This is a genomic window from Enterococcus sp. HMSC078F03 (assembly GCF_001811595.1).
Taxonomy (GTDB): Bacteria; Bacillota; Bacilli; order Lactobacillales; family Enterococcaceae; genus Enterococcus; species Enterococcus faecalis.
The window spans coordinates 52005-56779 of the sequence record NZ_KV805602.1 but is presented as its reverse complement, the minus strand read 5'-3'; the positions used below and the strand labels follow the sequence as shown (position 1 = coordinate 56779).

The 4775-nt window shown below is 33.9% G+C and carries 10 protein-coding genes; all 10 read right to left on the bottom strand.

What is annotated here, in order from left to right; genetic code table 11:
* Window positions 1-785: 785 nt before the first annotated feature.
* The gene (locus HMPREF2810_RS12895; RefSeq protein WP_002382593.1) at window positions 786-1289 is read right to left on the bottom strand and encodes a DUF1642 domain-containing protein; all 504 of its coding nucleotides are present in this window, start codon (window positions 1287-1289) and stop codon (window positions 786-788) included.
* Window positions 1289-1744, bottom strand: a complete 456-nt coding sequence (locus tag HMPREF2810_RS12890) for a hypothetical protein (RefSeq protein ID WP_002382592.1) — start codon at window positions 1742-1744, stop codon at window positions 1289-1291. Before HMPREF2810_RS12890 ends, HMPREF2810_RS12895 begins: the two co-directional genes overlap by 1 nt.
* 12 nt (window positions 1745-1756) lie before the next feature.
* Window positions 1757-2035 (bottom strand): hypothetical protein, encoded by a 279-nt coding sequence (locus HMPREF2810_RS12885; protein WP_002382591.1) that lies wholly within the window; start codon window positions 2033-2035, stop codon window positions 1757-1759.
* The gene (locus tag HMPREF2810_RS12880) at window positions 2036-2275 is read right to left on the bottom strand and encodes a hypothetical protein (RefSeq protein WP_002382589.1); all 240 of its coding nucleotides are present in this window, start codon (window positions 2273-2275) and stop codon (window positions 2036-2038) included.
* Between the two features lie 52 nt (window positions 2276-2327).
* The gene (locus HMPREF2810_RS12875) at window positions 2328-2552 is read right to left on the bottom strand and encodes a hypothetical protein (RefSeq protein ID WP_002382588.1); all 225 of its coding nucleotides are present in this window, start codon (window positions 2550-2552) and stop codon (window positions 2328-2330) included.
* A gap of 12 nt (window positions 2553-2564) precedes the next feature.
* Window positions 2565-2759: a hypothetical protein gene (locus HMPREF2810_RS12870; RefSeq protein WP_002382587.1), complete on the bottom strand. Its 195-nt coding sequence runs from the start codon at window positions 2757-2759 to the stop codon at window positions 2565-2567.
* Between the two features lie 3 nt (window positions 2760-2762).
* A complete protein-coding gene (locus HMPREF2810_RS12865) occupies window positions 2763-2969 on the bottom strand; it encodes a hypothetical protein (RefSeq protein ID WP_002382586.1) in 207 nt (68 codons plus the stop codon).
* Between the two features lie 437 nt (window positions 2970-3406).
* Window positions 3407-3550 carry a hypothetical protein gene (locus HMPREF2810_RS15920; protein WP_002382585.1) on the bottom strand — a complete coding sequence of 48 codons (144 nt, stop codon included), beginning with the start codon at window positions 3548-3550 and terminating at the stop codon, window positions 3407-3409.
* Window positions 3543-4304, bottom strand: coding sequence for a hypothetical protein (locus HMPREF2810_RS12855; RefSeq protein WP_002382584.1), 762 nt, complete (start codon window positions 4302-4304; stop codon window positions 3543-3545). The genes HMPREF2810_RS15920 and HMPREF2810_RS12855 overlap by 8 nt, the downstream gene beginning before the upstream one ends.
* Window positions 4301-4735, bottom strand: a complete 435-nt coding sequence (locus tag HMPREF2810_RS12850) for a RusA family crossover junction endodeoxyribonuclease (RefSeq protein WP_002382583.1) — start codon at window positions 4733-4735, stop codon at window positions 4301-4303. Before HMPREF2810_RS12850 ends, HMPREF2810_RS12855 begins: the two co-directional genes overlap by 4 nt.
* Between the last annotated feature and the right edge of the window lie 40 nt (window positions 4736-4775).

The following is a 4775-nucleotide window of genomic DNA, read 5'->3' as shown; positions in this document are numbered from 1 at the left end:
TTCGCTTTTGTTTGTCGAAAATCTACTTCTTTTAGCAATTTAATCAAGTGAAATCGCTCCTTTTGTGGTATAATAATACTGACTTTTCCACAAGGTTATCCACATATTATCCACAAACTAAATATCCAGTTTTTGTTAAAGGTCAACTAAAAGCAATTAGTTGATCTTTATTTTATATTTATAATAAAATTATCCGTTTATTTTTTACCACTAATAAGCAGCTAAACTAATCGTTTTCTCAACGACTAATTTTCTTTACAAATTAACAGTAATTTGCTATAAAATATTTGTGAAGCATAGGAATTCTATTCCAAATCTATCTAAACAGCCAGTTATACGGCTGTTTTTTATTGGCAATTATTTTACCTCGTGATAAAATATTTTTATTGTGACCAATGTTTGGGGCAAAGTAACCTCACATATCACAAGCTACCACTTTTCTGGTAAAATATTCTTCTTAGTCAACCAGTGGTCGGTTGGCTTTTTTGTACTTGATTTTTTATAATCAATTTGATATAAAGATATTGAAAAAAATAAACTTAATATTATTTCTTACAGAACTACCTAGCGGAAACTAGGTAGTTTTTTATACTATCGATTGTAAAAACTAAAATACATTGGTTTCAAAACTATTTAAACCCACTTATTAAACGACTAAACCAGTGTCCAATTAGTTCTGGATGTGAAATAAAATATCCGATTCCCACAATTGAGACAACCCAGCATATGCCTATAATCACACAAATAATTGTTAGAGGTGAAAATTTCTTATCTTTCATCTATTCTTACTCCACCTTCACAGCAAACGGCCAATAGCGCTCATCAATTGCTTTGATTTGATTTTCTGTTAACATATCCACCTTTTCCTTACATATCGTAAAATCAATTGTTCCCGCTAAATTTAAAAAAGTATATCCTATGTTGGTCGCCCCTTTGTCTGATAATAAAACATAATAAAGCGGTTCTTTCTCGACTTCGTAACCGTTAGCTAATGTATCAACGAATAAATCTCTGTTCGACTTAAACCACAAAGAAAATTCATCATCGGGCATTGAACTTGAAAAAGAAACTGCGGAACCGATAATGTCTACTTTATCAGACCCCATTGATAAACCTTCTTTGATAAATTCATCGGCACTTTTAGGTAATACAGCTTTTTTCGATTCTTTTAGTTGTTTTGCTAAGCTAATTGCTTTTTCGACAGCATAGTTAGCACCTTTCAAATAATCAAGACTATCTGTAGGAACTTCTAAGCATTCTAACTCTTCAATCAATTCTTGTTTATTCATTACTTTCCACCTTCCAATACCTTAAACGTACTTTTGCGCTCTTCTTTCAGTGCTTTATTTATTTCTTGTTCCGACCACGGAACAACCATTTGTACAGTATATTCAACAACCAAATCAACAAACTCATAGTGAATACTATTAATTGAAATTACTTCATAAGCAATTTTCTTATCCAAAATTACAATATCTCCGACTTTTTTCATTCTTTCGTTTTCTTTGCTCTGATCGTAATGTTCAATTACCTGCGCCTGTTTTTTATATTTGTTATAATTAGTTGTTACTCCTACTTTTTGTACTAAGATTCTAAGTTCTAGTCTTACCGACTTACTGAAATACAATTTTTTTATTTCAAGTATGCGGATAACAATATATTTATCACCCGCATAATCAACTGACTCACCAATTTTTATGCTCTCGTTGAAGCCTTCTTTATAGACTTTTAGAGTAGTAAGCAACGATTACTCCTCCTAAATCAAGCTGCCGTCAATCAATAATACTTCGCCGTCTTCTTCAAGATTTTCTAATTGATTGAAAGCTTCTTCTACGCCCAATTCTCCACTATCTTCAATATGACTTTTAGCAAGCATTTTGAACGCCTCGTATTTATCAATTGTTTTCATATCATCGAAAAATTCTTTTTCGTCTTCTACTTCGCAAACAATATCCTTGTAAAGTTTTAAACATTGTTTTTCATCTTCAGCAACGATTAATGCAAAATACGGGTCTTTAATTTCGTAAAATTTCATTTATTTTACCTCCATTACACTATAGTCTAATGATTCAGTTTCCCAATCGCCTATTTTACCTACAATTGGCTGATCTTCTTTTAAAATAGTTGCTCCTAATTCTTCCAAAATACTCGCAACATTTTCTTCATAAGGCGAATTTTCTACATCATGTAACAATTCATCAATATCTTCGTCGTATTCGACCTCAATATATCGTGTTGCACTCATTGTTTCAGTTACTGCAATTTTGTATTTCATTCTGTTTCCTCCTCTACAAAATCAATAATTTCAACACCTACGATATAATCTTTCAACGATGAAACGAATGCACTATTTCTTGACAACCGTTTAAAAACTCTTCTAATTGATTGTATTCAGAATCTGACCAATCTTCAGTAAAATCATTAATATCTATAGAAGTCGTTCCATAACCAGTATCTCTAGTTTCTACGTAATTCGTCACCCCATCACGTTCTACTTCAAAGGTAATTGTTGATGAATCAACATCATGGATAAAATTTTTTATATAGATCATTCACTTTCTCTCCTACTCACAAATAATTAAAATGACTTTCTCATCAATAAATTCGCCTTCTTCGTCAATCATTCCAGCTTGCAAATCAACGTCAATTATTTTCTTAAAAAATTCATTGCCTTCACTATTCGATTTCACCATAACTTCAATGTCACCGTATATTTCCTTTAACTCTTGAATTTTTTGTAATACTTCTAATGCATCCATTTTTTATCCTCCTTGTGATAATACTCTGTCATCATCAATAACAAACGCATTGCCTACACTATTCTCTAACAGTTTTCTCATCTGTTCAGCTTCTTCACTAGTAAATGCTTTTGCATCCTCTTTAGGTCCAAAACTGCAATAATTCCCAACAAATTTTTTTACATAGTTTTTATTTTCTTCTTTTCCAGTTAAAACATAGATTAATTTCATAATTAGCCTCCGCTGTTGCCTTTTTATTACATAAAATCAGTTTAGGCGTTTTCTTGCTATTTTTCCCTGCAGCTCTGCTTCTATGGTTTAGCCTTCCAGCCATAAAGAAACGTAAAACAGACAAAAACACGCACTGATTTTGCACTTTGCCTTCTTGGATCCACTTCTAAAATAATGACAGCTGTTCTGGTTCAGTAAATGAACTGCTTGTTTTATTTTCCAGAAGTTCCATTGCTTCTTTTAGTATTTCTAATGTGTTTTGCGTTTCTTTTTCTTTTGGTAACTATTCATCATTTCAAAGGAGTAAAGAATCCTTTGTGGTCGACCAAACCTCCACTCCTTTCGTTTATTTCTTCTTTATTTCAGCTAACTTTTTCGCAACACCTTGCCCACTTTTGTTGCATAACGGACAAGGCATTGCTTTCGCATGACCGAATCTATCTTTTTCCCAGACAATCATCTGTCCCTTGCATTTTATGCACGTCATCGTTTTTACCTCGTTTATTGTATGTGCCGTTTGCGATAGCTTTTTCTTTAAGTCGGCGTTTTTTCTTTTTGATTTTAGATTTAGTTTTACCCATTCACTTTGACCGCCTTTGTCAAATCAAATCCTAAAGCGTTTGGATGTCCTTCCACTTCTTCTGGTTTTACATGGTAAACATCTGTTTCGATGTTAAAGCCTACAACTTCGGCAGCTTTTCTTAACACGTGACCATTCCAGCTTTTTCGATAGCCTGTTTTTTTATTTGCTTTAGGACTTACACAACTTCTTGCACCTTCTGCAGTTGCTTCACACGGCAAAACAAATAACGCTTTGTTTTGTTCGTCTAAATATAGTTGAACCCATTCTGGTTTGTTCAAGCGTTGTACTACTGGACCACTTAAAGCCAGACCGCTTTTTGAGATCGTTAAACATTCCTCTGCTTTCACTCCAAAATTGTTTGAAATAAGTAACGTTGCTGTATTTAAATTAAATTTCATGCGTTTGTTCTCCTCTACTTTGTTATTTTCTTTTCGCTTAATTATGTTTTCTATGCCATTTGCCTTTCGCCAGTTTTGAAATGTGGTTGTTCCCAGTCCGAGAGCTTTCTTAATATCGTTTACTTGATAACCTAAGTCTAATAAGCGCTGGTATTCTTCTTTCGTTAGCTTATCGGGATCTATTTTTGGTAGTGGTCGCTTATCGTTTATAAGATTAGAATTCAGTTGTTTTGATAATCTCTGGACCTCTTCCACGATTTCTGAATTATTCATCCACGATTCATCATCACCAGTCAAAAAAAGAATTCTATGACGAATGGCTCTTTTTGTTTCTCTGAGTTTGTTTTTCGTCATTCCTTTTCCTCCAAACTCATAATTTCAATTTCTGTTCGCTGTCGCATACTGTACAACTTTTGGCAAACCATCACAGCAATTTGCCCATCATTTTTGTAGAGAATACCTTCTGCAGCATCCGTGACTGCTTTAAAATAGTTGTCTAAATCTGGCTTTTTATCGCAGTATTTGCGCTCTAATTTTACGTCTAATCGCTTCTGTTTATTACTTAGAGCTGACTTAGGCGCTTGTACATAAAACGTCACGTGCGCCATGATTGGCCCTTTTTCAATCAATTTTGGTTTTGCCTTTCGTAGATACACTTTTACCTTTTGTTTATAGGCTCTCATAGCGCTATCTTCATAGGTTTGGACATAATTCCCACGTCTTGCAAACCTTGGGCGGCTTTGTGGCTTGGGCTCAATCGGTAGGATAATTCGCATCTCTTCCACCTCGAGCCTTACAAATCGGCTTCTTTGACGAATACTCCGT

Bases quoted from the DNA above. Each gene is read 5' to 3' on its own strand.
- HMPREF2810_RS12865 (WP_002382586.1), bottom strand. From the start codon at position 2,969: ATGAAATTAATCTATGTTTTAACTGGAAAAGAAGAAAATAAAAACTAT.
- HMPREF2810_RS12870 (WP_002382587.1), bottom strand. From the start codon at position 2,759: ATGGATGCATTAGAAGTATTACAAAAAATTCAAGAGTTAAAGGAAATA.
- HMPREF2810_RS15920 (WP_002382585.1), bottom strand. From the start codon at position 3,550: ATGGGTAAAACTAAATCTAAAATCAAAAAGAAAAAACGCCGACTTAAA.
- HMPREF2810_RS12895 (WP_002382593.1), bottom strand. From the start codon at position 1,289: ATGAATAAACAAGAATTGATTGAAGAGTTAGAATGCTTAGAAGTTCCT.
- HMPREF2810_RS12885 (WP_002382591.1), bottom strand. From the start codon at position 2,035: ATGAAATTTTACGAAATTAAAGACCCGTATTTTGCATTAATCGTTGCT.
- HMPREF2810_RS12875 (WP_002382588.1), bottom strand. From the start codon at position 2,552: ATGATCTATATAAAAAATTTTATCCATGATGTTGATTCATCAACAATT.
- HMPREF2810_RS12855 (WP_002382584.1), bottom strand. From the start codon at position 4,304: ATGACGAAAAACAAACTCAGAGAAACAAAAAGAGCCATTCGTCATAGA.
- HMPREF2810_RS12880 (WP_002382589.1), bottom strand. From the start codon at position 2,275: ATGAAATACAAAATTGCAGTAACTGAAACAATGAGTGCAACACGATAT.